Raw genomic sequence first — 25,845 nt, 5'->3', positions numbered from 1 at the left:
TCATCCTTTACGGCTTCTTCGGTAGTAATAAAAACGATCAATGAGAATTGCACCTATAGAGGAACAGATAGTTGCAATCAAGGTTGGACCGACTATATCCGTAGGTGAGGCTGAATTATAATTCATCCGAATAGCAATAACCGTCGTTGGAATGAGCGTGATACTTGAAGTATTAATGGCCAGAAATGTTATCATGGATCGGCTCGCTTCATTCTTACCTCCGTTTATTTTTTTCATTTCTTCCATTGCTTTAATACCAAGAGGAGTTGCTGCATTTCCTAGTCCAAACATATTTGCCATCATATTTGAAAGGATATATCCCATTGCTGGATGATTATGTGGTATTTCTGGAAACAACCTCGTAACTATTGGCCTAAATAAATTTGATAATTTTTTAAGTAATCCTGCATCTTCCGCTATCCTCATCATTCCTAACCAAAATACAAGTATACTAATAAGACCAATACATAGTGTAACTGCTTCCTTTGCTCCATTAAATATAGCTTCGTTTACCTCAGGCATTGTTCCATTAACCATTGCAAATGCTATACCAATTAAGGTTAAGCAAACCCATATAATATTAACCATTAGCGTTCACGCCTATCATCGTAGTAAATACTTTTTTAAAAGATTCGAAAAAGCTCGTTTCTTCTTTTTCATTGTTATAATAAATGGGCATCGTTTTGATTGGCTGATCATCAAAGGTAATGATTAGTTCCCCTATTACTTCAGGAATATTTCTTTCACTCTTTAGTTGTTTTAATTTATACTCAAGCTCAAATTCATCTTTTTCAGCTTCTATTACAGGGTACAGAAAGTCGTGTTTCACTACCGCCTTATTCTTATACTTGTCTGATTGAATGCCAGAAATGAACCCCTTTTCAACAACTTGTACCATTTCATACGTCTTAAAAGCTGTTTCGAACATATTTATATGATCATTCCAATCGTCTGGCCCGTTCAATGTAACTGCGATTAAATCCATACCATCTTTCGTAGCAGTGGACACTAATGTGCGTTTTGCTAGCTTGGTAAAACCCGTTTTTCCACCTGTACTATAGTCATATAACTCTGTTAGCAAACGATTCTTATTCCGCCATACCCGGTCCCAGCTTTCTGTAGGATTAGGGGCTCTGTGTACTTCCGTTCCTGCTATCAATTTATAAGTATCATTCATCATTGCATATCTTGTTAAAATAGCCATATCATATGCTGTTGAATAGTGATCATTAGAATCATCTAAGCCATGAGGATTGGTAAAGTGAGAATGTAACATTCCGATCTCATCTGCTTTTTGATTCATTAAAAACGCAAAGCCCTCCACACTGCCTCCGATATACTCAGCAATTGCAACAGCAGCATCATTGCCAGAGCGAAGCATTAAACCGTACACTAAATCTTCTAGTTTGACTTCTTCGTTCTCCTTTAGATATAAGGAAGATCCTTCCGCTCTAGTCGCATTTTTACTGACTTTTACCATCTCATTTAGTTTTCCTGACTCGATGGCAAGGACAGCTGTCATTATTTTTGTGATACTGGCAATTCGCCTTTTTTCATGTGCACCCTTTTCGAATAATACTCTTCCTGAGCTTTGTTCCATCAGAACAGCATATTGTGAGCTAACATTGATATTCGTATTGGCACTCACTGGAATATGAAAAAGAATAAAAAAGGTGATTATTATTAACACAAATACCTTTTTACGCATTCTTCAACCCTCGTCTCCTAGTTATGTTTGTACAAGTCTATGCTTGATAAAAGTGAATATGCCAAAAAGAGTCCACCAGTTTACAAGCGGTGGACTCTTCCATTTATAATAGTTTCCATTTCAATTGTGTTGCTTGTGAAAGTCTCTCCTCCACTTTTCTCCAATTCACTACGTTCCACCAATTGGAGACGTAATCGGCTCGATTATTGTTATATTGCAAATAATATGCGTGTTCCCATACATCTAACGGTAGAAGTGGAATCGTATCCCATTGCGTCAAATTCATATGTTTTTCTGATTGAAGGATTTCTAGATGCCGTGCTCTTGGTGACCAAACTAAAATGGCCCATCCACTTCCTTCCACAGCTTTTGCTGCTTCTGTAAAATGCTTTTTAAAAGCATTAAAATTGCCAAAATATTTGTTAATCTCCTCTAACAGCTTGCCTGTCGGCTGTCCCCCACCATTCGGTTTCATTGTTTCCCAAAAGAGACTGTGTAAGTAATGTCCAGATCCATGAAAGGCTAGCTCTCTCGACCAATGCTTTACTAATGAATAATCACTTTTTTCTCGAGCTTCCTTAAGCTTGACCTCCGCTTTATTTAACCCATCAACATAGGATTGATGATGCTTACTATGATGTAGTTCCATAATCTTTTCAGAAATATAAGGTTCCAATGCATCATACCTGTAAGGTAGTTTTGGCAAAACATGCTCTCCTGCTTTTAAAGAAGGTTCCTGCAAATATATCGATCCTATCTGCTGTCTTTTTGCAAAATATGCTTCCATTTCATCATGTAATTCTTCGACCTTTTCTTGAACAGTCGTAAATTCTTCCTGTGTTAAATCTCCGCTTCGTGTAACATGATTCATAATTTCACCAAAATGATCGAGTTTACTCCATAATCCATCTTCTTCCGGGACATGCTCTTGCTCTAGAAATCGCTTAAGTTCTTCGTTGTAGCTTATAACGTCCTTAACATACTGTTCAAACCGATTCAATATCATCACCTCAGAACAATTGGGTTTACCTTAAAGCATATGAGGGAATTGCCCACTTGACACCATTAAGAATGAAAGTACAAAAAAATAACGACCAATAGGTCGTTATTTCGATTGTGTCATTTTTGTTCGATAATCTGTTTCGTAGTACTCTAGCTCTTCACGTATCTTCTGGAATTCCCCTTCAAACCCTTTTAGCAGCTGAAGAACACGATCAGGAACGTCTTCTTGGAATTTAATTGAGTTCTTACCCGTATAAGCAGATCGGCTATCTTCATACCATACATCATTTTTAGGAGAGAAAAATTCTTCAATACATTTATGATAAATACTATAAAGCGTCTTTTCAGCTGCTCCTTTTGGAAAAGACTCTGACTGTAAAATTACTGCACAAGCATCTAATCCTTCTTCACAATATACAAGCAGCTTTCTTAAATTACCTAAGATTCGTTTATAGTATTCTTTGTCGCCTTGTTTTTCTGACAATAGTCCATCAATCGTTGTACTGTTTAAGAAAGACTCTAAACCAGTAACTGTATTTGTTAAAAAAGACTTTACGTCCATTACTTGAACCTTCACCATTGAATTACCCACTGTCTACACCCCTGCCCTTTGTAATAACTCTGAATGTTTGGTTTATTGGATAACTAATTTATGCTTGCACCGTATATTCCAACAGAGAAGAAAGCTGGCAAGCCTGATTACTTTTTACCTTTTTAACAACTTCAATAATCTTATCAAAATCAATGTCCTGAAAATAAGCAGCGAATTCCTTCTGATTATTGATATACACTCTTTTTCGATGTCTAAAACCAGGATTTTTAATTAATAATACGAGAGCAACTATATCCATTAAATAAATTTCTTGTCCATCCTCTTGAAAGATCGGATTCGCTGAATATGGAGTGAACTCATTCAATTTCTCCTCAAAAAACCGAACATAAAGAACGGCGAGCGTTTTCTCCGTATTCTCTTCTTCAAAAGTTACTTCGCTTCGGTTGAAAAAATCCTCTGAAGTGTTAGATTTTTCTTTTTCCAGCTCATACCCTACACAGCTTTTAATTAACACGTTCATACATCCCTTTCTTACCTCGTCATGAGGCAGGTGCAAATTGTGTTAAAAATGCCCCCAAATAGAAGCATTTCTCTGAAAATTAATTATATTTTATCACAAATAATGAATATATGCTTAAGAAAACTTATGATTCCAGATTTTCTTGGAATTTCTCAAAAAATAAGTCTGCTTCTTCTTGCACAAACTCATCATCCACTTTCTCTGGCAATGGAGGCAGTTCCTCTAAACTCCTTAAACCAAAATAATCTAAGAATTCTTTTGTTGTACCATAAAGGATTGCTCGTCCCGTTCCTTCCGCTCTTCCAACTTCCTTGACAAGCACTTTACCGACCAGTGTTTGTAATGGTCGCTCGGTCTTCACTCCTCGTATTTCTTCTATTTCTGCTCTAGTGATTGGCTGTTTATATGCAATAATAGCCAACGTCTCTAATGCAGCCTGTGAGAGAGTCGAAGTACTTGGTGATTCAACCAGTTTCTTTAAGTAAATGGAATTCTCCTTCTTTGTTGCTAGCTGATAGGTACCAGCCAATTGAACAACTGCTATTCCTCGATTTTCATTTTTAGAAAGCTCGTCCATTAAATCCCTGACAATTCGTTCCGCTTCGACTTGTTCGATTTCAAGGACCGTCGAAATTTGCTTAATTGTTAAACCTTCATCCCCTGCTGCAAACAAGAGACTTTCCACTATTCCATTCCAATTAATAATATCCAATGACAATCTTATACTCCCTTCGCAATCACATAAATCTCCGAAAAATTACTTTCTTGCTCTACAAATATTTCTTTTCTTTTCATTAACTCTAGGATAGAAAGAAAAGTTACGACAATATGATCCTTTTCCTGGATTGGGAATAAATCATAAAAGCTAACTCTTCCCTTCACTGACCGCAGCTTCCCCATGATTTCATCCATTCGTTTTTCAATAGGAATTTCTTGTCTTGCAATCTTAGTAGATAACGGTTTTTGAAGCCTTTTTCTCCGCATGAGTTTTTGAAAAGCACCCAGCATATCGTACAACGATACATCGAGATGACGTCTGTCTATTTCCTCCTCTTTCGAATAATCCGAAAGATCGCTAGGGGGCTTCGTGAACATTAGACCTCGCTCCTGCTCTAAAACCTTTAAATCGTCAGCTGCTTCTTTATATTTCTTGTATTCCATTAGTTTTTCAATTAATTCTTCTCTCGGGTCTTCTTCGTACCCAAACTCCATATCATCTTCAAGCTCTTCTTCATGCTTTGGAAGTAGCATCTTACTTTTGATAGCTAGCAAAGTGGCAGCCATAACCAAATACTCACTTGCTACATCTAGCTGTAGCTCTTTCATCGTGTGGATATATAGTAAATATTGCTCTGTAATTTGTGCAACGGGTATATCATAAATATCAATTTCTAACCGATTAATGAGGTGAAGTAATAAATCTAACGGCCCCTCAAATGCATCAATCTTCACATTATAGTGCATAATCCCACCAAAATTTCTTTCTTAATTTCTTAAAATAACTATACTTAGTATAGAGGAAAGATTGTGTTAATCCAAGATTTCTTTCTGAAAGTTTGTTCCTATTTCTTCATAATATAAGCAACGTGAAAAGCCTATAGGTAGAAAACATGGTAAAATGAAGTAACGAAAGGAGCGTATCTATGTTTACAACAGATTTCATTAGTTACTTGGTTCATTTTCATAGTGACAGAGATTATTTTGAATGTCATGAGATTCTAGAAGAACACTGGAAGGATGTAGATGCGCGTAACAAGGAATCTATTTTAGTTGGATGGATTCAACTGGCAGTCAGTCAATATCATCACCGTCGAGGAAATTTTGTTGGGGCTTTGCGTACGATACAAAAAGCATTATCGATACTAACCATCCATAAACAATCAATCAAAGAATACGGCATTGATGAGGAAAAGCTACTTGAGGCTATTTTAAGGAAAAAAGAAGAGATTGAACTTACACTTCCTTATAAAAGCATGAATCTTCCTATTACCGATGCCTCATTATTAAGTGCTTGCGAGTGTCAAGCCAAAAAAGCTGGTCTAATATGGGGTGTTGATAGCAATTTAGCAAACAGGGACATTATTCATCGGCACTCGATGAGAGATCGTTCAGAGGTCATCCAAAGCAGATTGAATGCATTAAACCAAAAAAAAGGAAGCAGTGATTAACACTGTTTCCTTCTTCTATTTATGATAAAAGAGAGTCGCATTTTTCAAAGAAAGCAGAAGTTTCTTCATTTGCTCGTATCTCTTTCCCAGGGAAAAACTCTTTTAATGCCTTTATCATCGTTTTTCCAATTCCTTGGTGCCGATGCGAAGGATTCACTGAAATATGTTGAATTTCTAGCATGTCCTCTGACACTGTCGTTACCCCAATTAATCCAATAATATCTTCTTCTTTCCAAAGAAACAATTGCCAATCTTCTGATTGGTCATACTGCTTCATTGTTTGCTGTAGCTTTTTCAGGTCTTTTTCATTAGGCATAAATGACAGTAAGCCCATCGCAATCTTTTCAAAAGCTTTTTTGTAGCGAATTAACATAAGTGATCCCTCATCATATCCTGAGCTTTTAAGGAGTTAAATTTCCTTTAAATACATTTGTATTATATGTCAATTATTTCTTTTTGTTTCAATGTATATTCCTCAATACGATATTATCATACAAGATTCTCTACATTTCTTCAATGTATTTTCAGATTCAACAACTTTTGTATCATAAAGTGAGTCTTTTTTCTTTACAGCCCTGGTGATAAGAATAACCAATAATACCCGCCCCAAATGAGCGAAATAAGTAAAATGAAAATAAATAAAAGCGCATTATTTTTTTTCACAAATACCTCCAAAAGATCTATGTACTGTAAAAAGCTGTCACATTCGCGACAGCTCCTCTAAATTAGCTTTTTACTCGCTGGACAAATGGCAAATCTTGTTTAACAATATCTTCAAACGTCTCCCTACGTACAACTAAAACCGCTTTTCCATTTTCAACAAAGACCACTGGTGGCCTTGGAATACGATTATAGTTATTTGCCATTGAATAACCATAAGCTCCAGTACAGAAAACCGCTAGAATATCGTCACTGTCCGTCTTCGGTAATGGCAAATCCCAAATCAGCATATCTCCCGATTCACAGCATTTCCCTGCAATCGAAACCGTCTCTTCGACTGGCTGAAGTGGTTTATTCGCTAGGATCGCTTCATATTTTGCCTCATACAATGCTGGACGAATGTTATCACTCATCCCACCATCTACAGCCAAATATTTACGAACATTAGGAACATCCTTTTTTGAACCAATTTTATAAAGTGTCGTGCCCGCATCACCAACAAGGGACCGACCTGGCTCAATCCAAATTTCTGGCATAGCCATTGAGAACTCCTCGGCTTGCAGCTTTACTTCTTTAATAATTTCTTTTACGTATTGAGAAGCAGGAATTGGCTCGTCTTCACTTGTATATCGAATACCGAAGCCACCACCCAAATTTAGTACCTTTGATTCAAAAGAATACATTTCTTTCCACTCATGAAGCTTAGCAAATATTTTTCTTGCTGCTAACAAAAATCCAGTTGTTTCAAATATTTGTGAACCGATATGACAATGCACCCCGAGTAGGTCTAAGTACTCAGACTTCACAGCCTTTTGCAGCGCCTCAGCCGCTTGTCCATTTTGTAGATCAAAACCAAATTTCGAGTCTTCCTGGCCCGTTAGAATATAGTCATGTGTATGAGCCTCAATCCCAGGTGTGACTCGAAGCAAAATAGAAACAGATTGCTTTCTCTCCGTACAGATCGTATCTAATAGTTCTAATTCATAAAAGTTATCAACCACAATACAACCGATTTGATAGTTTAATGCCATTTCAAGTTCTTCACGACTTTTGTTGTTTCCATGAAAATGAATTCGCTCCACAGGGAATTCAGCTGCTATTGCCGTATATAGCTCTCCTCCGGAAACAACGTCCAATGAAAGCCCCTCTTCCTCAGCCAGTTGAATCATTGCAATCGTGGAAAATGCTTTGCTAGCGTAAGCAACTTGAGCTTTTATACCAAGTTGGTCAAAGGTTTGTTTGAAACCCCTTGCCCGCTCACGAATCAATGACACATCATAAACATATACAGGTGTTCCGAACTCTTTTACAAGGTCTGTGGTATCGACACCACCAATTTCTAGGTGTCCTCTTTCATTTATCTTTGATGAACCATGAAAAAACATTTCTTCCCCTCACTTCTATGGATACACAAATAGACAGCTAGGCTGTCTATTTGTTGATTAAACCAGTTTGAAATTAAACATTACTTTACCATAGATATAGTAAATTCGCAATATTCCCATTTAGTTCCCGTTTGTTTTTTGTCTGTAACGATCTCTAGGTTGAACAATGCTTGGTCTAAGCTTTGTTCCTGGAACCGACCTGCGGAAAAGTACTTCAAGAAAGGCTTTAGGATGAAACGGCATGAACGGCCACATATATGGACTGTTCAAGGATCGTATACTTGTTAAGTATAAAATATAGGCCGTTACCCCTATCACAAAACCTGGTAGTTTAAATATCGCTACAACAATTAATAAGAAAAGCTTCATAAGATTATTCGCAATTCCAAGTTCATAACTTGGAGTGGTAAAAGTTCCAACTGCTGAAACCGCCACGTACAGAATCACTTCTGGTACAAATAAGCCCACATCAATGGCAATTTGACCAATAAGTACAGCGGCAACTAAGCCCATTGAGGTAGCCAATGGAGTTGGCGTATGAATAGCCGCCAGTCGTAAAAACAAGATTCCGAAATCGGCCAAAAATAATTGCACTACTGTTGGAATATTTGTTGATTTATTAGGACCGATGAACTTGATTGCTTTTGGTAATAACTCAGGCTCCAATACAAATAAAAACCATAACGGAAGTAAAAACAATGATGCTAATACACCAACTAAGCGTGTCCAACGTACGACAGTACCAACGAGTGCGGATTCACGATACTCTTCTGCATGGTGTAAATGATGGAAATATGTAGTAGGCGTGATAATTACACTTGGTGATGTATCTACGTAAATTAAGACATGTCCTTCTAAAATATGTGTTGCTGCAATATCGGCTCTCTCCGTATACCTTACTAAAGGATACGGGTTATACCCTTGCTTTACGAGGAATTCTTCCACTGCTTTATCTGCCATGGTTAATCCATCTATCTCAATAGATTCGAGTTCTTTTCTAATAATGTTCACAAGGTCAGGATTAGCAACATCCTTTAGGTAACCAATTACAATGTCTGTCTTAGATCTTTCACCAACCGTTAGCTTTTCAAAACGCAATCTTCCGTCTTTTATTCTTCTTCTTGTTAGCGCAGTATTGACGATAAAGTTCTCTACAAAGCCATCTCGAGATCCTCTTATGACCTTCTCTGTATCAGGTTCTTGAGGAGTCCTACCAGGGTACGCCCTTACATCCACAACTAATGCTTCAGCATATCCCTCAACAACAATAACGAGAGTTCCTGTTAAAACTTGGTCAACGATTTCACCTATTGTCTTAATTTTAGATACAGATTGATGAACTAATCGATTTTCTATTAAGGCTAAATAATCAGAAGTGGTTTTCTCATGGTCATTGATTCTTACAATTTCCTCCGTATTTTGAATAACCACATTTGTGTCAACCAGACCATTTAAATAATACAAATGCACATCCTTTTTCAATACCTTAAACTTTCTAACTCCAATATCAAATGTTTCCTCTAACCCAACATGCTCCTTCATATAATTTTCAAGTTCGTCAAGAGAAGGAATTGGTAGTGGATTAATTGGTGTTTTAGTCATAGAATCCACTCCTTTCTAGGATGATTTGTACCGCTTTATGTGTAATGGGTGCTCCTATTTTAACATCGTCATTCCTAGCCATTTTTCCTATATCACCTATCCCAACTACTACAGGTGCATGAAGCTCATCTACACAATATACGGTGTCTCCATTCATTCTTCCAAGTTCTAAATCTGGTTCTCCAAATTTATCTACCCCATAAGGTGTGAGCTCACCGTAGCGGTCCACACAAACATCAATTTTCGTCCACTCGGCTTTTCTTGTTTTTGCAGCAACTGCTAATACACCAAGAACTTCAATATCTTTATGTGTTGCCACATACCTCATTGCCTGTTCTCCAGCCCCTTCTCCTACGTATCCACTATCATCAAACATGACAAGCACTGGATCATTTGGTGCCTTTTTGATGAGCTTGACCATTTCATCGCCTGATATTCTCGTCGGGTTTCCATACGACATCGAAATACATCTTCCACCAATTTCCTTCGCAACATGTTCGACTGCTTTTCTAGCGTATTCATCTCCGTCTGTTACAAGAATCACGCGGCGCCGTCTCTCCATAGGAAATGTTCCTTTCTTTACTTATTTACTCGTTTACGAAGTACATCCAATGAAACAGGGAACCGAAAATTTTACCGAACACAAAGGCCATCATCAAGATCATAATTTTGTCCTCTATTCTTACTCTTTTTGCGAGAATTGGAAAAACGTTTAGTACCTCGGTTAAGGCAGCTGCAAGTAAACCAACAAATACCCCTCCAGCAAGGCCTAACGGAATTAGTATGAGCGAAGGTAAAAAGAGAGCAGGTTCTCTTAAAGAGGCAATTGTACCGGCAATTGCACCGAAAACGACAGACCATTCATACCAATGAATCATCTTCATGGTTTTTGATAATTGAGTAAGCCTTGGAATAATCCCTAATACGGTGAGGAAAGCGACAAACCCCGAACCAACTGCAATCCCTCCTGCAAGACCAATAAAAATGATGAATACGATATTAATGATCATGAAGTTTCTTCATACTTTCTTCGTTTTCATTAATGATCACATAACGATCGAGATCTTGCTGGTAATTGAACATTTCTACCTCAAGCGGACTAGGTTCTTCATTTAACCGCTTTTTAAACACATGGTTAAAAAATAAAATCATACCAACACCTAAGCCAATAGAATAGGGGATTTGCAGTAAAAGTGGTTTTACATTTTCCTTGCCTGTAATAATTTTATATATCCTCTGATGGACCGCTTGCATACTAACATCCTCATGGAAATTCATAATGGCGAGTGCTGCACCAAAAAACAACAGAAGCCAAATGAGAATAAAAAGTGGAATAGATACGCCGATTTTTTTGTATACTACCTCAACAATTGTTTGTGTTTGACCAATAATTTCAATATTAATTTGTTCAATCACATTTGTTAAGATTGGTATTACTTTCATCACATCCAGAATAATAATATTTTGGTCTTTCTCTGACACTGTATAAACAATGCAATCTTTTACCTTTTCTAACAGTGAATCTTCAGCGATTATTTGCGCAACATCCTGAAGTTTTATGGAATCGTGAGGTCGAACTTGGAGGCGATGTCGCATTCGGATGTAAATCGTATTTTCCACAACGTTCACTCCCACACAGTGATTTCCTCGTATAAATAGTATGCTTTGGATTGTTTTCCTTCATGTTCACCAATAAGTGGGTTGAATGGGGTAAATATCCAAAAAAAAAAAAAAGATCGAACGGATTATAAATCCATTCGATCTTTCATTTGTTGTAATATCTTTTTTTCCAGTCTAGATACTTGAACTTGCGATATCCCTAGCCGTTCTGCCACTTCTGATTGTGTTTGATCCTTATAATAACGTAGATATACAATCAGCCTCTCACGTTCATCTAGCTCTCGAATCGCTTCTTTTAACGCAATTTTATCAAACCATTTCCCTTCATTCCCATCATCGATTTGGTCGAGTAAGGTAATTGGATCCCCATCATTTTCGTACACCGTTTCGTGAATAGAAGATGGTTGACGGCTTGCTTCTTGAGCTAAAATGATATCTTCTGGAGTCAGATTCAAATGTTCGGCTATTTCAGAAACAGTTGGTATTCTACCTAGGTTTTTGGACAGTTCGTCCTTCGCTCTTCTTATTTTATTGCCCATTTCTTTTAAGGAACGGCTCACTTTAACGGATCCGTCATCTCGGATGAAACGTTGAATTTCTCCAATGATCATCGGTACTGCGTAGGTTGAAAATTTTACATCATAAGATAAGTCGAATTTATCGACAGATTTCAGTAACCCTATGCATCCAATTTGGAATAAGTCATCTGGTTCATAGCCTCGATTGAGAAAGCGTTGAACAACTGACCAAACAAGACGCATATTTTTTTGCACTATTGTATCTCGAGCTTCTTGATCTCCATCTTGACTTCTCTTGATTAGATCCTTCACTTCATGATCCTTTAAATACGTTTGTTTGCTATCAGTCTTTACCTCCACATCCATAAGCAATACTCCCTTAATTGCATAGCATTTCGCTCTTTGCTAAATGCTTTCTTAATCGAATTGTGGTACCTATTCCTAGCTCTGAATGAACGTCGATTTCATCCATAAAATTTTCCATAATCGTAAAGCCCATTCCTGATCTTTCTAACTCTGGCTTGGTTGTAAATAAAGGTTGTCTAGCTTCCTCAATATCCAAAATTCCAGAGCCCTCGTCTCTTATCTCCAACTCAATAAAACTATCCTCAATCTTTACTGAGATAAAGACCGTACCTGAAGGATCGTTATTGTACCCGTGAATAATGGCATTTGTCACCGCCTCAGAAACGACGGTTTTAATCTCCGTCAATTCATCCATCGTTGGATCTAGCTGAGCCACAAAGGCTGCTACCGTGACACGTGCAAAAGATTCATTTTGACTTAAAGCAGTAAATTGAAGCTGCATTTCATTTTTCATTGTTTACGCTACCCCCAATACTCGAAGAGCAAATTCTTCTGTCGGCTCCAAACGGATAATTTTAAATAAGCCTGACATATCAAAAAGTCTTTGAATAGGAGGTGAAATTGCACAAACAACCATTTCACCATGCTGCTGCTTAATTTGCTTGTATCTCCCAAGAATCACACCTAAACCTGAACTATCCATAAAATCTAACTGCTCTAGGTTAAGAATAATATGACGTATATCATGTGTTTCAATGGCTTTGGTTGCTTCTGCACGAAGTACATCTGCAGAATGGTGGTCCAATTCGCCGCTAAGTCGTAACAATAGGACATCGTTCTTTGTTTCCATATCAATGTGTAGACTCACTATCCATAGCCTCCTTATGTGGTATAGTGAGTCTTTTTCGATATTGGAATGATGATTTCCTTCTTACAGACAAAACTAGTGTTCATTCGCTAAAAAAAGCATGAATAAAAAGTCATTCGACATATTTATTTGGACGTTTTTGTGAACATACCAAATGCACGTTTATAGAGCGTCCACCAATTTGCTTCTTTAACGGATACATTAGCTACCAGTGGACTAGACACAAGAGTTTCTCCATTTTTTACGAGCTTTAATGTACCAATGGTCTGTCCTTTCTCAATTGGAGCTTTTAAATTTTTTTCGTAAGTGATTTCCTTCTTTACATCATCGACTTTTTCACCTTTTTTCGTTAACAAGGAAATTGGTTCACTCGTAAGGGCCTCAACCTTGCTTTCACTTCCCTTACTCACCTTTACTTCACCTACTGAAAAGCTTCTTTCATACATCGGATGAGTTTGATACTGTGCAAAAGCATAGTCCAGCATCTTCGAAATTTGAGCATTTCGTTCTTTAGAGGTTGGGGCACCAAAAACAACTGCAATCACACGCATGCCATCTTTCTCTGCGGTTGCCGTTAAGCAGTATTTTGCCTCGTTAGTAAAACCGGTTTTTAGCCCATCTACTCCAGGATAAAAACGAACAAGACGATTTGTATTAACAAGCCAAAACTTCTTATCGCTTTGTTCACGTAAGTAGGCTTCGTATGTACCTGTAAATTTTGTAATTCCCTCATATTTTAATAGTTCTTTTGCCATAACTGCCATGTCATGAGCTGTACTATAATGTCCATCCTCCGGTAAACCGGTCACATTTTTAAAAACCGTATTTTTCAAGCCAAGCTCTTTAACCTTCGCATTCATCATCTCGACAAAAGCTTCCTCGGAACCTGCAATTCTTTCCGCCATCGCAACGGAAGCGTCATTTGCAGAACCGATCGCTATCCCCTTAAGCATTTCTTCAGTGGTCATTTCTTCGCCAGGCTCTAGGAAAATTTGAGAACCTCCCATGGAAGCTGCGTATTCACTTGTTCGAATTTTGTCATCCCATTTTATTTTTCCTAAGTCGATAGCCTCCATAATTAGCAGCATCGTCATGATTTTTGTCATACTAGCAGGCGGAAGCATTTCATCACTGTTTTTGTTATAAAGAATTGTTCCAGTATCTCTTTCAATTAATACGGCTGACTTTGCATTATCAACAAGCTCAACACCCGTTGTTTTCTCTTCAGCAAAAGTTGGGGTTGCAATAGATGTTAAAAAAGTAAAAGCCATTAATAATGATAGAATCTTCTTCATAGCACATAGCCCTCCATTCTTTATACATCCATTTTTCACCAAGAAAAGAGAAAATATACAAAAAGATCCAATCAAAGAAAAAAATAAAAACCTTCCTAATATTAGGAAGGTTTACACTTACTATTCTGTTATTTCTTCGTGGACGAGTATAGGGGCTGAGACTTTTTCTTTCGTGATTGTGATGCTATTATAAATCTTTTCTATTACCTCTTGAACATTCTCAAAATTACTATAAATGGTAACAATCGATTCTCCTACTTGAACTTGATCTCCAATTTTCTTCTTTAATAGAAGCCCAACAGCTAAATCGATTTCTGATTCCTTTGTCGCTCTACCAGCTCCTAAAAGCATGGCAGCTGTTCCCATTTCATCTGCAATAATTTCTGCGATATAGCCCTCTTCCTTTGCTTCTACTTCTATCTTAAAAGTGGCTTGGGGCAGTCTAGATGGATCGTCAACAACAGAATCATCTCCTCCTTGGGAACGAAGGAAGACTTTCAATGTTTCAAGTGCTGAACCATCCTTTATGGCATTCTTTAGCATTTCTCGTGCCTCTTCTACATTCGTAGCTTTTTCAGCCAACAAGACCATATGGCTACCAAGGGTTAAACAAAGTTCTGTTAAGTCCTCTGGTCCTTCTCCTTTTAACGTATCAATGGCTTCTTTTACTTCTAAAGCATTTCCAATAGCAAATCCTAATGGCTGACTCATGTCAGAGATGACGGCCATCGTTCTTCGCCCAACATTGTTTCCGATTCGAACCATTGCTTTTGCAAGTTCACGAGAATCCTCAAGTGTTTTCATAAAAGCTCCAGCACCGGTTTTTACATCTAACACAATCGCATCGGCGCCAGCCGCAATTTTTTTACTCATAATAGAGCTAGCGATTAATGGAATACTTTCTACCGTACCTGTTACGTCTCTAAGGGCGTAAAGCTTTTTATCAGCTGGTGTTAAGTTCCCACTTTGGCCAATAACCGCTATTTTATTTTGGTTCACTAGTCGGACAAACTCTTCATTTTCCAACTCCACATGAAAACCTTCAACCGATTCAAGCTTATCAATGGTTCCACCTGTATGTCCTAGCCCTCTCCCAGACATTTTAGCAACAGGCACTCCTACAGAGGCTACCAATGGGCCTAATACAAGAGTGGTTGTATCTCCCACTCCACCTGTCGAGTGTTTATCCACCTTAGTTCCATGTATTGCCGATAGATCGATTTGGTCCCCTGACTCAACCATAGCCATAGTTAGAGTCGCTCTTTCAGCCTCGGACATCCCTTGAAACACGATGGCCATTGTAAGAGCACTCATTTGATAATCAGGAATGCTTCCATCCGTGTATCCTTTTATACAAAATTGAATTTCTTCTGTTGTTAACTCTTTGCCATCACGCTTTTTCTCAATAATATCAACCATTCTCATTTTTCTCACCGCTTTATAAGGAATATTGTTTTCTTTTATGCTCCTATTTCCTTAACCACTGCTTTAACTAATCTTAAAAAGTCATGTTTTACTTTTTCAGTTGTTTCTATTACTTCCTCGTGATTTAACGGCTGGTCTAAAATTCCTGCTGCCATATTAGAAATGCAAGAAATGCCTAGAATTTTTAAGTTCGCATGTCTTGCTACAATAACCTCCGGAACCGTTGACATTCCAACTGCGTCGCCACCCAACACACGTAACATACGAACTTCTGCTGGCGTCTCATATGTAGGCCCAGTGTTTCCAACATACACTCCCTCTTGAAGAGTAAGACCTAATCCATTAGCTACCTGCTTTGCTTTTTCACGTAATTCTCTTGAATAAGCTTCAGACATATCAGGGAAGCGTACGCCTAATCTTGAATCATTTGGCCCGATTAACGGATTTGATCCCATATTATTAATATGATCGGTAATTAACATTAAATCACCTGGATTAAAGGACTCATTTACGCCACCTGCTGCATTTGTGACAATTAGTATCTCTACACCAAGCTCTTTCATTACGCGAACAGGAAATGTTACTTTATCAAAGCTATATCCCTCGTAGTAATGAAATCTCCCTTGCATAGCAACGACCTCAACACCTTCTAACGTCCCAAATACAAGCTGTCCAGCATGGCCTTCTACTGTTGAAACAGGGAAATCAGGTATTTCATTGTATGGAATTTTTGTTGGCTCAAGAATCTCATCTGCAAGCACTCCTAGCCCGGAACCAAGGATCAGTCCAATTTTTGGTGTTTTTTTGTATTTTTCCTTTAAAAAAGAAGCTGAATTATTTATGTTTAACACGTCCATCTTACAAAACTCCTTTATGAATTTAATTTAATTCGTTTAAAAAGCTTTTTCCGTACTTTGGCAGTTTTACTTGGAAATTCTCTGCTACTGTTGCTCCAATATCTGCAAATGTCTCACGAATCGGAAGTTTTTTTCCACCCTTCATGACAGGTGAATACACTAATAGAGGAACGTATTCACGAGTATGGTCTGTTCCAGGGTGAACCGGATCATTTCCGTGATCAGCCGTAATGATTAACAAATCATCATCTTTTAGTTTCTCCAATACTTCAGGTAAGCGAGCGTCATACTCTTCTAAAGCTTTTCCGTAACCAATAGGATCTCTACGATGTCCAAATAATGCATCAAAATCAACTAAATTTAAAAAGCTCAATCCTGTAAAATCCATATCAAGCGTTTGAACAAGCTTATCCATTCCATCCATATTAGACACTGTACGTAAAGACTCAGTTACTCCTTCGCCGTCGTAAATATCTGATATCTTTCCTATCGCGATCACATCAAACTTACTATCCTTTAATTCATTCATCACTGTTCTATCAAATGGTTTTAGTGCATAATCATGACGGTTCGCTGTTCTTTTAAAGTTCCCTGGTTCTCCTACAAATGGTCTGGCAATAATTCTTCCAACCATGTATTTTTCATCCAAGGTCAACTCTCTAGCTATTTTACAGATTTTATATTGCTCTTCAATCGGAACAATGTCTTCATGTGCCGCAATTTGCAAAACGGAATCAGCAGATGTATAGACAATTAATGCACCTGTCTTCATATGCTCTTCACCCAGTTCATCTAGAATTTCCGTTCCACTGGCTGGCTTATTTCCAATAATTTTTCTACCCGTTTTTTCTTCTAATTCTGCTAACAATTCATCTGGAAAACCATCTGGGAATACTTTAAACGGGGTTTTAATATTAAGTCCCATGATCTCCCAATGACCTGTCATCGTATCTTTTCCATTAGAGGCTTCTTGCATTTTTGTATAGTAAGCAAGCGGGGAATCCGCTTTTTCAATTCCACCTACTGGTTCAATATTACTAAGGCCAAGCTTCGCCATATTCGGCATATTTAAACCATTCATTCTTTCTGCAATATGGCGTAAGGTATTCGAACCTTTATCTCCAAATCTCTCGGCATCCTTTGCTTCACCGATCCCAACAGAATCCATCACAATTAAAAAAATCCGTTTATATTGATAAGGCATTCATTCTCCTCCTTAAAATTAACCGTTTACAACTCTCATCAAATAGCTTTCCCAAATATTAATTTGACGGATCAATATCTAATAACGTCAGAAGTCTGACATCTCCATTGTACAAGAAGTTTCATATAAAACACAACGAAAAGCTGCTATCTTTTCATGGCAGCTTTTTGAACATTAATTACTTTCTCTTAAACTATTAGGCTCTTGGGTGGAATTGACTGTACACGTCCTTTAAACGCGTTTTCGTTACATGTGTGTATATTTGCGTTGTCGATATATCTGAATGTCCTAGCATTTCCTGAACCGCTCTTAAATCTGCTCCATTCTCGAGAAGATGGGTAGCAAAGGAATGTCTAAGTGTATGAGGAGTTAGTTCCTTCTCAATGCCGGCTTCCTTCGTTAATCCCTTTAAAATCTTCCAGAATCCCTGTCTTGTTAATCTTCTTCCATGATGGTTGACGAACAATGATTCTTCTCGTTGATTTTTAATGAATTGCGGGCGCCCCTTGTCTATATACTCTTGAATGGCTGCTGCGGCTGTTCGGCCTAATGGAATAATCCGCTCTTTATTTCCCTTTCCGATACACCGAACAAATCCCATCGTTAAATGGGCATCATCGAGATTCAAACCAATTAGTTCACTTACACGAATTCCTGTTGCATATAAAAGCTCAAGCATCGCTTTATCACGCAATCCGTAATGGGTGTGAAGCTTTGGTACCTCTAACAATCTTTCAACCTCTTGCAGATTTAACACCTTTGGAAGTGTTCGTTCAAGCTGAGGTGTTTCAATATGTACAGAAGGATCCTGCTCTGCTACTTTTTCACGTAACAAGAACTGATGAAAAGCGCGTATAGAGGCTATATTCCTTGCAATCGTTCTTGACGATTTTCCTTGTTCTTTTAAATGACCTAAAAAATGTACAATCTGGATCCGGCCGATATCGTTAATGGATTGAACATTTTCTACTGTCTTTATATATTTTAAGTACGCTTTTAAATCTCTTTCGTATGATACAATCGTATTTTTAGCTAATGCTTTTTCAACTATTAGAAAATGCATAAAGTCCTTTAACTCATCTTCCATCTAACATTACTCCCCATTTAAGTAAAAAAGAACAATACGATCAAACCAAGTAGATTTTTCTGTATCTACATTAGCAGACACTTTTACCGCTGTCCCATTTGGTTCATCGTATCGATGATAATCTTGATACTCTTCATTTACCCACATAATACCATAATAAAAGAGGATTGTGCATCCGGTAAAAAGGATAAATACCTTCAAGGTTTGAAAAACGAGCTGGAACCACGCTTTCATTTTTGATGTCCTCCAAATCCAAAATAAAGTATTGGCTCTTATTCTTAAAGAACCTACTAGTAAAGGGTATGCCAGTTTGGACAAGAATTATACCTAAAGGGCTTTAACTGTTATAAAAAGAACCAAAATAAAAAACCTTTCCATTTGAAAAGGTTTTGCTGGTTTATTCTTCTTCTGCCTCTACTTTGTCATGACAGCGGTGGCATATACCATGAAAGGTTAAACGGTGGTCCTTAATTTTAAAGTTCCAGCGGCGCTCTACCGTCTCTTCCACATCTTCAAGTAGATCTTCTTGTATTTCATCAACTGCTCCACATTCAATACATACTAAGTGGTGATGGAAGTGTGCTGCACCTTCCTGTCTTAGGTCGTACCTTGAGACGCCATCTCCAAAGTTTATTTTATCAACAATTTTCAGTTCTGTAAGTAATTCCAGAGTTCGATAAACAGTTGCCAATCCAATCTCAGGCGATTTTTCTTTTACAAGGAGGTATACATCTTCCGCACTTAAATGATCCTCTTCATGCTCTAATAACACTCGAACGGTTGCTTCGCGCTGAGGTGTTAACTTGTAACTGGACGAATGTAACTGTTTTTTAATTCTATCAATTCGATTTTCCATCACGAAAGTCCTCCCTCGCCACTGTCAATACTCATTATAACAGATGAGAATAGACTTTCAAAATAAAATAATTACAAATAAGCGAAAATAACAATTATCATATAAAAATAATTATTATTAAGAGTGAATCGATTCAACAATTGATTTCATTAATAATGGTGATATATATGCCTCAATGGCAGCAGCTATGGCAATGAATATAAGAGCGGCTAAAAAGGCTGCAACGTATCCGCCTAGCATCGGCATGATGGGTTGGCCCTGTTTTTTCATAAACTGTCTTCGAATCATCTTTAGTGAGAATGCTACTGACAGGGTTGCACCAATAATAAATACTGGGATAATTAATAGATTTTGCGGAAGTACAGATACAAAGGATAACACAAAACCTTCCCAGCCCATTTGATTCACTAAAAAACCGACCGTAAACCCAACAACCATTCCTTTCATAAACAAAAGTATAAGTGTAATTGGTAAGCCGATAATTGACACACCTAATACCCACATAAGCCCCACAAACTTACTGTTATGAAAAAAACTTTGATAAAACAAATCTTTTGATGCTGCTACTTTTCCGTCTGATACTTGTCCGAAAAATTGTGATAAATAATAAAATAGGTCTTCCTTCTGGGTAAAGCTTAAACTATTGACGATTATTGCTCCAAAGATGACTCCCATTAGAAATAACACCACGACAAATAAATAAATCGAGGAGTGCTCGCGGAAATGCATTGCTACGACGTTCTGGTATTTTCTTTTCTTCAATTGCTTTTCCTCCCCTTACAACTCAGTTAGTAAAATGTATGCGAACTCTAGTAAAGGTATGACTAGATAGATTCTAAAAAATCTCTTGTCTTAACCATAACTTTCCAGTTATAATACTCGAAATCTCATTTTTTTGGAGGGAAAGATAATGAAACCTATATTAATAGATTTTCCTGAAAAAATAGAATCAGAGCGTCTTTATATTCGACCTTGTATGCCTGGGGACGGTCATCTTGTCTACGAAGCCATACAAGCATCATTAAACGATTTACAAGAATGGCTTCCCTTCGCTCATCTACATCAAACAGTAGAGGATGTGGAAGAAGGAGTGAGAAAATCCTACGCCCAATTTATTTTAAAAGAGGATATTCGACTTCATATTTTTAGAAAAGAGGATCATCAATTTATAGGTTCTACAGGACTGCACCGAATCAATTGGGAGGCAGGTTGCTTTGAGATTGGATATTGGTGTGACAGTCGCTTGACAAAAAAGGGGTATATAACGGAATCCACAACTGCTTTAATAAAAACTGCCTTTGAAGATTTGCAAGCGAATCGCGTGGAAATCCGCTGTGATCCGGCTAATATCGCTAGTCGAAGCATTCCTGAAAAACTCGGATTTACCCTAGAAGCCACCTTAAAAAATAATAGTAAAAGTGCGGATGGGAAAACGCTTAGGGATACCTGTGTTTTTTCAAAGCTAAAATAATAGAAGAGACAGTATCTACTGTCTCTTCTATTCAATAATCTTCCCGTACCTTCCACCACCACCTGCATGGAAATGAAGGTCTCCATTTCTAGCTGAAACAATTAATTCTGCCACGCGTTTTGGAACAACCTCTTGTAGAGCTTCTTCGGGCACGTGATGGAGAATGGCCATTTCCGTGCCAAAATGATCTAGTAATTTTTGAAAAAGCTTTGGTCCGAGTCCTGGAATGAAGTCTAAAGGAACTTGATGAATATATGGAGGACGTCCCTTCTTTCCCTCTTTAGAGGTTTGAAGCTCTCGTATTCTTGTTGCCACTCCTTTAATGAATTTGGTCTGTCCACATGTTTCACATGAATAGTCGGACAACTGAACTTTCTCATTGCAGTGAGCACATACGGTTTCGTGATACTTTCCGAGCAATGGATCAAGTCCATAATTAGCTTCTACATACTGATCATCTTGGTTGTATAAAGCCTCCTGAAAGCTAGTAAAAGACAGCTCATTCATTCTGATTTGCTGATATTCTCTTGCAATTTTCCCTAATGAGTGTGCATCTGAATTCGTCACATATGAATACCGATGAAGCTCACCTATTTGATCTGCCATTTGCGTATTAGCACTTAATCCAAGCTCTATGCCATCTATTAAGTCTGGATCAAACACCTCAGTGAGTGTCTGTTTTACTCCTTTTCCAAACAAGCTTTTAAATGGAGTAAATACATGGGCTGGAATAAATAATCCCCCTAGTTCCTTCACCTTTTTCTGCAACTCAAGTCCCGTCACATACACACGCTGTGAGCTTAGGTTGATATTTTTCAAATGATTGGAAAGCCATTGGGAAAATTCCTTTAAACGAGCCATGTTAGGCAAAAAGGCTAGTATATGAATGGGGCCCTTGCTGTGATCGTCGTAGATTTCAAGTTCAGAACCCATAAGGATAAGCATGTCTCCATACAGCAAACCACCTCTTGTAGCCTCTATTATTTCCCCTTCACTTATCAATGCTTCCATCTCTTGAATGACCTCAGGTGAATGGCAATCGATGATTCCTATGATATCCAATCCTTTAATCGTTCTCGCATGCTGAATAATATTCGTAAACGTTAATGATTTTGACCCCGTTATTTTCACTGCCTTCCCATTCCATGTTCTCCCAATATGGATGTGAAGGTCGGCGAAGTATGAGTTCATTTCTTTAATGCCTCTTGTAGTTGTAAGTATTGAACAGCGTAGGCTGTTTTTGCATCATATATTTTTCTCTCTTCTATGTATTCTAGTGCTTCTTCAAGCGTTAGCTCTACTAATGTAACAAACTCATCCTCGTCAGGTGGTGCAGCGTCTTCTTTTTTCTCTAATCCACGTGCCACATATAAATGAACAATTTCATCCGCGAATCCAGGTGATGTGTAGAAAGAAATCAACCAATCTAGGCTTTTGCATACATAACCGGTCTCTTCTTCTAGCTCACGCTTCGCACAAAGGGATGGTTCTTCTCCCTTTTCAAGCTTTCCTGCAGGGATTTCCACTACATCTCTTTCCAAAGCTTTTCTGTATTGCTCAACCATTACCAATTTTCCTTCATCCGTTATCGCAATAACAGCAACTGCGCCTGGATGTTTTATCAGCTCGCGTTTCGAATGCTTTCCATTTGGTAACTCCACATCGTCTACCTGTAATGAAATGATTTTCCCAGAGAAGATCTTTTCTGATTTGATTGTTTTTTCTTCAAAGGATGAACTCATTTGTCTCCACTCCTGTTCTATAGTCAGCTAGTTTCTTCATACATTTTATCATACCTTAATTTGGAGGAAAGTGATGAAAATATACTTACACGGAAAAGGAATCGTTCTTGTCGGGAAAGCATGGGAAATTCGACACAAACTTCTCCAATATTCTAAAGACTATACTCTCGTAAAAGACTGGGTCGAGGACGAGAGAAAGAAAAAGTAAGGCTTGTTCTTCGCATCAATGGGGAATTTTCTGTAAAATAATGAGCAGAAGGTAATCTATTTTATAGAAGAAGGTGCTTAACCCATGGAAAAGAGACGTCTCGGTAAGTCGGATTTGTATGTAACAGAGCTAGGACTTGGATGCATGACGCTTGGAACAGATGCACTTGCAGCAGAACGAATCATCAACGCCGCTCTTGAAGAAGGAGTCAATTATTTTGATACGACAGACCTATACGATTTTGGAGTGAATGAATCAATCGTCGGACGAGCTTTAAAGCCTGTACGAGAGCAGATAATTATGGCAACAAAGGTCGGAAACCGCTGGAACAATAAACAAGATGGTTGGAGCTGGGATCCAAGCAAAGCGTATATTAAGGAAGCCGTTAAAGACAGCCTTACTAGACTTGGAACTGATTATATTGATTTATATCAACTTCATGGCGGTACTTTGGATGATCCAATTGATGAAACGATTGAGGCATTTGAAGATCTAGTTAGTGAGGGTCTTATTAAATATTACGGTATATCCTCGATCCGACCAAATGTCATTCGTGAATATGCTAGTAAATCGAATATCTCGTCCGTGATGATGCAGTACAGTATCCTTGATCGCCGTCCGGAAGAGGAAGCTTTACATGTTCTTCGTGAGAATGATATTTCAGTTGTAGCACGTGGACCTGTCGCAAAGGGTTTATTAAGCGATGCTGGTGTGAATAAAATTACAGAAAAGGGCTTTATGGATTATTCAGAGGAAGAGTTACGCTCGCTAGTAAAACAGTTAAAAAATCACTTTGGGGATCGATCTTTAACTGAAGTTTCTTTACGATACGTTCTTCATAACCCGACCGTTGCTAGTGTGGTTGCTGGGGCAAGCTCAGTGGAACAAGTGAAGAACAATGCAAATGCTGTTCGCTCTCAACCCTTATCAGTAGAAGAGGTTGCTTTTATTAAGGACGTTTCAAAAGCGAATGTGTATGACCAGCATCGGTAATTCGAAAATGCCCGTCTAACAATGAAAGGTCCTTCATCACAAAAATGAAGGACCCACACGTACAATCACTTAAATTTCTTCCAATCAAATACACTTTCATTCAGAAGCTCTTCAAACGTTTTGTTTTTTTCTTTTAGGCGGCGTTCTTCTCGTTTTCTTTCCTCTTCCGCTTCCTTTTTAGCTTGAGCTTCTTCCTCTAGTTCATTTTTTGCATTCTTTAATTGTTTGACTAGGTCCACATTTAAAAGGTCACCAAGAGTGACTGGTTTGTCTTCGACTTTCTTTTGAGCCGGGCGAGTTTGTTTTTTCTTCTTCATTCAAAATCCCTCTCTACATGTTGATGACGAATATTATACCAAATGTTCGATCATCGTACTATCCTCACTCAAATGCATCTAATCGGACATTCTCCTCAATTAACAACTCAGGTTCAGTGGACGCAACCACATCCTCTACCGTATAGCCCTTTGCCACTTCTATAAGCTTTAAGCCATTAGAAGTTACCTCAATGACAGCTCTGTCAGTAATGATTCGGTCCACTACACCTTGACCCGTTAAGGGCAAACTACATTTTTTTAGGATCTTTGCGTCACCTTTTTTATTCGTATGCTCCATGATGACGATGATTTTTCTCGCCCCATGAACAAGGTCCATCGCTCCACCCATGCCTTTAATCATTTTTCCTGGAATCATCCAGTTCGCCAAATCTCCATTTTCGGACACTTCCATTCCTCCGAGGATAGCAATGTCTACGTGTCCACCACGAATCATCGCAAATGACTCTGCACTATCAAAATAAGCAGCTCCAGGAATAGCCGTAACGGTTTCTTTCCCCGCATTAATCAAGTCCGCGTCTACTTCCTCTTCTTTAGGAAAAGGTCCTATCCCAAGTAATCCGTTTTCAGATTGTAGAACGACCTCTTTATCCTTTGATATAAAATTTGCAACAAGTGTTGGCATTCCTATACCTAAATTTACGTAATATCCACTTTGAATTTCCTTTTCTGCTCTTTTGGCAATTCTTTCACGAATATTTGTCATATCCCCACTCCCTTTCTAGCCCTGTACGGTCAGTCTTTCAATCCTTTTTTCCTGTTTTCCAACAATGAGTCGCTGAACATATATGCTTGGTGTATGGATTTCATTCGGGTCTAGTTCTCCTGTTTCATATAAATGTTCTACCTCTACAATAGTTACTTTCCCTGCAGCTGCCATCATTGGATTAAAGTTTCGAGCCGTCTTATGGTAAATGAGATTTCCCATTTTATCTCCCTTCCAAGCTCGAATGAGACTAAAATCGGCTTGCAGGGCCTCCTCTAGTAAATACTCTTTTCCATTAAACTTTCTTGTCTCTTTCCCATCCGCAACGGGAGTGCCCACTCCAGCAGGTGTATAAAAGGCAGGAATACCTGCTCCACCGGCTCGAATCTTTTCAGCTAGCGTCCCTTGTGGGGTTAATTCCACTTCAAGCTCTGCTGACAAAACTTGCCTTTCAAACTCTTTATTTTCACCCACATAGGACCCAATCATTTTTTTAATCTGCTTATTTTTTAATAATAGCCCTAGGCCCCATTCATCTACTCCACAATTATTTGATATGACCGTCAAGTCTGTGACTTTCTTTTCAACGAGTGCTAAAATTAAATTTTCGGGAATGCCACAAAGCCCAAAGCCCCCCACCATAAGAGTTGCACCATCATGAATATCCTTTACCGCATCCAAATAAGACGTATAAATTGGTTTCATATCATTCACCCCTTCTCTTTATGTAAGCGCTACCGACTTTATATTTCTAGC

Annotated in this window: 33 protein-coding genes; 4 read left to right on the top strand and 29 right to left on the bottom strand. The window is 38.2% G+C overall.

The genetic code is table 11. From position 1 onward, the window contains the following. From M3175_RS03210 to M3175_RS03180, 7 genes are all read right to left on the bottom strand, one after another. A complete protein-coding gene (locus M3175_RS03210) occupies window positions 1–588 on the bottom strand; it encodes a nucleoside recognition domain-containing protein (protein ID WP_251514588.1) in 588 nt (195 codons plus the stop codon). Next, complete coding sequence (locus M3175_RS03205) at window positions 581–1,708, bottom strand: D-alanyl-D-alanine carboxypeptidase family protein (RefSeq protein ID WP_251514586.1); 1,128 nt, start codon at window positions 1,706–1,708, stop codon at window positions 581–583. The genes M3175_RS03210 and M3175_RS03205 overlap by 8 nt, the downstream gene beginning before the upstream one ends. A 103-nt stretch (window positions 1,709–1,811) precedes the next feature. Further along, the gene (locus M3175_RS03200) at window positions 1,812–2,708 is read right to left on the bottom strand and encodes a superoxide dismutase (protein WP_251514584.1); all 897 of its coding nucleotides are present in this window, start codon (window positions 2,706–2,708) and stop codon (window positions 1,812–1,814) included. A 105-nt stretch (window positions 2,709–2,813) separates the two neighbouring features. Next, the gene (locus M3175_RS03195) at window positions 2,814–3,302 is read right to left on the bottom strand and encodes a YpuI family protein (protein WP_251514582.1); all 489 of its coding nucleotides are present in this window, start codon (window positions 3,300–3,302) and stop codon (window positions 2,814–2,816) included. A 58-nt stretch (window positions 3,303–3,360) separates the two neighbouring features. Further along, complete coding sequence (locus M3175_RS03190) at window positions 3,361–3,783, bottom strand: hypothetical protein (RefSeq protein WP_285852111.1); 423 nt, start codon at window positions 3,781–3,783, stop codon at window positions 3,361–3,363. Window positions 3,784–3,907: 124 nt separating this feature from the next. Next, window positions 3,908–4,495 carry an SMC-Scp complex subunit ScpB gene (scpB, locus tag M3175_RS03185; RefSeq protein WP_251515277.1) on the bottom strand — a complete coding sequence of 196 codons (588 nt, stop codon included), beginning with the start codon at window positions 4,493–4,495 and terminating at the stop codon, window positions 3,908–3,910. Window positions 4,496–4,503: 8 nt separating this feature from the next. Continuing rightward, window positions 4,504–5,247: a segregation/condensation protein A gene (locus M3175_RS03180; protein WP_251514580.1), complete on the bottom strand. Its 744-nt coding sequence runs from the start codon at window positions 5,245–5,247 to the stop codon at window positions 4,504–4,506. A 179-nt stretch (window positions 5,248–5,426) separates the two neighbouring features. Here M3175_RS03180 and M3175_RS03175 point away from each other — a divergent pair, with 179 nt between their 5' ends. Continuing rightward, entirely contained in the window at window positions 5,427–5,951 is a 525-nt protein-coding gene (locus M3175_RS03175) for a DUF309 domain-containing protein (protein WP_251514579.1), read from the top strand. Between the two features lie 19 nt (window positions 5,952–5,970). On the opposite strand, the gene M3175_RS03170 is transcribed toward M3175_RS03175, so the two are convergent. The 17 genes from M3175_RS03170 to spoIIM form a co-directional block, all read right to left on the bottom strand. Next, a complete protein-coding gene (locus M3175_RS03170; protein WP_119708997.1) occupies window positions 5,971–6,324 on the bottom strand; it encodes a GNAT family N-acetyltransferase in 354 nt (117 codons plus the stop codon). Window positions 6,325–6,676: 352 nt separating this feature from the next. Next, window positions 6,677–7,996, bottom strand: a complete 1,320-nt coding sequence (gene lysA, locus M3175_RS03165) for a diaminopimelate decarboxylase (protein WP_251514577.1) — start codon at window positions 7,994–7,996, stop codon at window positions 6,677–6,679. 120 nt (window positions 7,997–8,116) lie between these two features. Continuing rightward, window positions 8,117–9,598 (bottom strand): spore germination protein, encoded by a 1,482-nt coding sequence (locus M3175_RS03160; RefSeq protein WP_251514576.1) that lies wholly within the window; start codon window positions 9,596–9,598, stop codon window positions 8,117–8,119. Continuing rightward, window positions 9,591–10,160, bottom strand: coding sequence for a stage V sporulation protein SpoVABEA (spoVAEA, locus tag M3175_RS03155; protein WP_251514574.1), 570 nt, complete (start codon window positions 10,158–10,160; stop codon window positions 9,591–9,593). The genes M3175_RS03160 and spoVAEA overlap by 8 nt, the downstream gene beginning before the upstream one ends. A 25-nt stretch (window positions 10,161–10,185) precedes the next feature. Next, window positions 10,186–10,608, bottom strand: coding sequence for a stage V sporulation protein AB (locus M3175_RS03150; RefSeq protein WP_251514572.1), 423 nt, complete (start codon window positions 10,606–10,608; stop codon window positions 10,186–10,188). Next, window positions 10,598–11,218: a stage V sporulation protein AA gene (locus M3175_RS03145; RefSeq protein WP_251514571.1), complete on the bottom strand. Its 621-nt coding sequence runs from the start codon at window positions 11,216–11,218 to the stop codon at window positions 10,598–10,600. Before M3175_RS03145 ends, M3175_RS03150 begins: the two co-directional genes overlap by 11 nt. Before the next feature lie 125 nt (window positions 11,219–11,343). After that, window positions 11,344–12,102, bottom strand: coding sequence for an RNA polymerase sporulation sigma factor SigF (gene sigF / locus M3175_RS03140; RefSeq protein WP_119709002.1), 759 nt, complete (start codon window positions 12,100–12,102; stop codon window positions 11,344–11,346). A gap of 13 nt (window positions 12,103–12,115) precedes the next feature. Beyond that, window positions 12,116–12,556: an anti-sigma F factor gene (spoIIAB, locus tag M3175_RS03135; RefSeq protein ID WP_251514570.1), complete on the bottom strand. Its 441-nt coding sequence runs from the start codon at window positions 12,554–12,556 to the stop codon at window positions 12,116–12,118. Between the two features lie 3 nt (window positions 12,557–12,559). Continuing rightward, window positions 12,560–12,910, bottom strand: a complete 351-nt coding sequence (spoIIAA, locus tag M3175_RS03130) for an anti-sigma F factor antagonist (RefSeq protein ID WP_119709004.1) — start codon at window positions 12,908–12,910, stop codon at window positions 12,560–12,562. Between the two features lie 125 nt (window positions 12,911–13,035). Continuing rightward, the gene (locus M3175_RS03125) at window positions 13,036–14,205 is read right to left on the bottom strand and encodes a D-alanyl-D-alanine carboxypeptidase family protein (protein WP_251514569.1); all 1,170 of its coding nucleotides are present in this window, start codon (window positions 14,203–14,205) and stop codon (window positions 13,036–13,038) included. A 120-nt stretch (window positions 14,206–14,325) separates the two neighbouring features. Further along, window positions 14,326–15,630: a pyrimidine-nucleoside phosphorylase gene (locus tag M3175_RS03120; protein ID WP_251515274.1), complete on the bottom strand. Its 1,305-nt coding sequence runs from the start codon at window positions 15,628–15,630 to the stop codon at window positions 14,326–14,328. Window positions 15,631–15,665: 35 nt separating this feature from the next. Then, a complete protein-coding gene (locus M3175_RS03115) occupies window positions 15,666–16,487 on the bottom strand; it encodes a purine-nucleoside phosphorylase (protein ID WP_251514568.1) in 822 nt (273 codons plus the stop codon). Window positions 16,488–16,509: 22 nt separating this feature from the next. Then, window positions 16,510–17,691: a phosphopentomutase gene (gene deoB, locus M3175_RS03110; protein WP_251514567.1), complete on the bottom strand. Its 1,182-nt coding sequence runs from the start codon at window positions 17,689–17,691 to the stop codon at window positions 16,510–16,512. A gap of 196 nt (window positions 17,692–17,887) precedes the next feature. Further along, the gene (xerD, locus tag M3175_RS03105) at window positions 17,888–18,778 is read right to left on the bottom strand and encodes a site-specific tyrosine recombinase XerD (RefSeq protein ID WP_251514553.1); all 891 of its coding nucleotides are present in this window, start codon (window positions 18,776–18,778) and stop codon (window positions 17,888–17,890) included. A gap of 6 nt (window positions 18,779–18,784) precedes the next feature. Next, window positions 18,785–19,012 carry a YqzK family protein gene (locus M3175_RS03100; protein WP_251514551.1) on the bottom strand — a complete coding sequence of 76 codons (228 nt, stop codon included), beginning with the start codon at window positions 19,010–19,012 and terminating at the stop codon, window positions 18,785–18,787. Between the two features lie 163 nt (window positions 19,013–19,175). After that, entirely contained in the window at window positions 19,176–19,634 is a 459-nt protein-coding gene (gene fur / locus M3175_RS03095) for a ferric iron uptake transcriptional regulator (RefSeq protein WP_119709011.1), read from the bottom strand. Between the two features lie 117 nt (window positions 19,635–19,751). Continuing rightward, window positions 19,752–20,396: a stage II sporulation protein M gene (spoIIM, locus tag M3175_RS03090; RefSeq protein WP_251514549.1), complete on the bottom strand. Its 645-nt coding sequence runs from the start codon at window positions 20,394–20,396 to the stop codon at window positions 19,752–19,754. 148 nt (window positions 20,397–20,544) lie between these two features. Here spoIIM and M3175_RS03085 point away from each other — a divergent pair, with 148 nt between their 5' ends. Then, the gene (locus tag M3175_RS03085; protein ID WP_251514547.1) at window positions 20,545–21,105 is read left to right on the top strand and encodes a GNAT family N-acetyltransferase; all 561 of its coding nucleotides are present in this window, start codon (window positions 20,545–20,547) and stop codon (window positions 21,103–21,105) included. A 27-nt stretch (window positions 21,106–21,132) separates the two neighbouring features. Here M3175_RS03085 and M3175_RS03080 read toward each other — a convergent pair whose 3' ends face one another. Further along, a complete protein-coding gene (locus tag M3175_RS03080; RefSeq protein WP_251514546.1) occupies window positions 21,133–22,296 on the bottom strand; it encodes an endonuclease Q family protein in 1,164 nt (387 codons plus the stop codon). After that, a complete protein-coding gene (locus M3175_RS03075) occupies window positions 22,293–22,847 on the bottom strand; it encodes an NUDIX hydrolase (protein ID WP_251514544.1) in 555 nt (184 codons plus the stop codon). The genes M3175_RS03080 and M3175_RS03075 overlap by 4 nt, the downstream gene beginning before the upstream one ends. 73 nt (window positions 22,848–22,920) lie before the next feature. On the opposite strand from M3175_RS03075, the gene mciZ reads away from it, so the two are divergent. Both mciZ and M3175_RS03065 read left to right on the top strand, forming a co-directional pair. Then, on the top strand, window positions 22,921–23,055 hold the full coding sequence (gene mciZ, locus M3175_RS03070; protein ID WP_160546505.1) for a Z-ring formation inhibitor MciZ: 135 nt from the start codon (window positions 22,921–22,923) through the stop codon (window positions 23,053–23,055). An 84-nt stretch (window positions 23,056–23,139) separates the two neighbouring features. Further along, window positions 23,140–24,048 carry an aldo/keto reductase gene (locus M3175_RS03065; protein ID WP_251514542.1) on the top strand — a complete coding sequence of 303 codons (909 nt, stop codon included), beginning with the start codon at window positions 23,140–23,142 and terminating at the stop codon, window positions 24,046–24,048. A gap of 65 nt (window positions 24,049–24,113) precedes the next feature. Here the strand turns inward: M3175_RS03065 and M3175_RS03060 are convergent, their stop codons facing one another. The 3 genes from M3175_RS03060 to M3175_RS03050 form a co-directional block, all read right to left on the bottom strand. Further along, window positions 24,114–24,365, bottom strand: a complete 252-nt coding sequence (locus M3175_RS03060) for a YqkE family protein (protein ID WP_251514540.1) — start codon at window positions 24,363–24,365, stop codon at window positions 24,114–24,116. A gap of 64 nt (window positions 24,366–24,429) precedes the next feature. Then, window positions 24,430–25,089, bottom strand: a complete 660-nt coding sequence (locus M3175_RS03055; protein WP_251514538.1) for a CoA transferase subunit B — start codon at window positions 25,087–25,089, stop codon at window positions 24,430–24,432. A 15-nt stretch (window positions 25,090–25,104) separates the two neighbouring features. Next, complete coding sequence (locus M3175_RS03050) at window positions 25,105–25,794, bottom strand: CoA transferase subunit A (protein WP_251514536.1); 690 nt, start codon at window positions 25,792–25,794, stop codon at window positions 25,105–25,107. Between the last annotated feature and the right edge of the window lie 51 nt (window positions 25,795–25,845).

Source organism: Robertmurraya korlensis (genome assembly GCF_023715225.1).
In the GTDB taxonomy this organism is placed as follows: Bacteria; Bacillota; Bacilli; order Bacillales; family Cytobacillaceae; genus Robertmurraya_A.
Note: the sequence above shows the minus strand (reverse complement) of the source record. Positions and strands in the feature narration are given on the sequence as shown.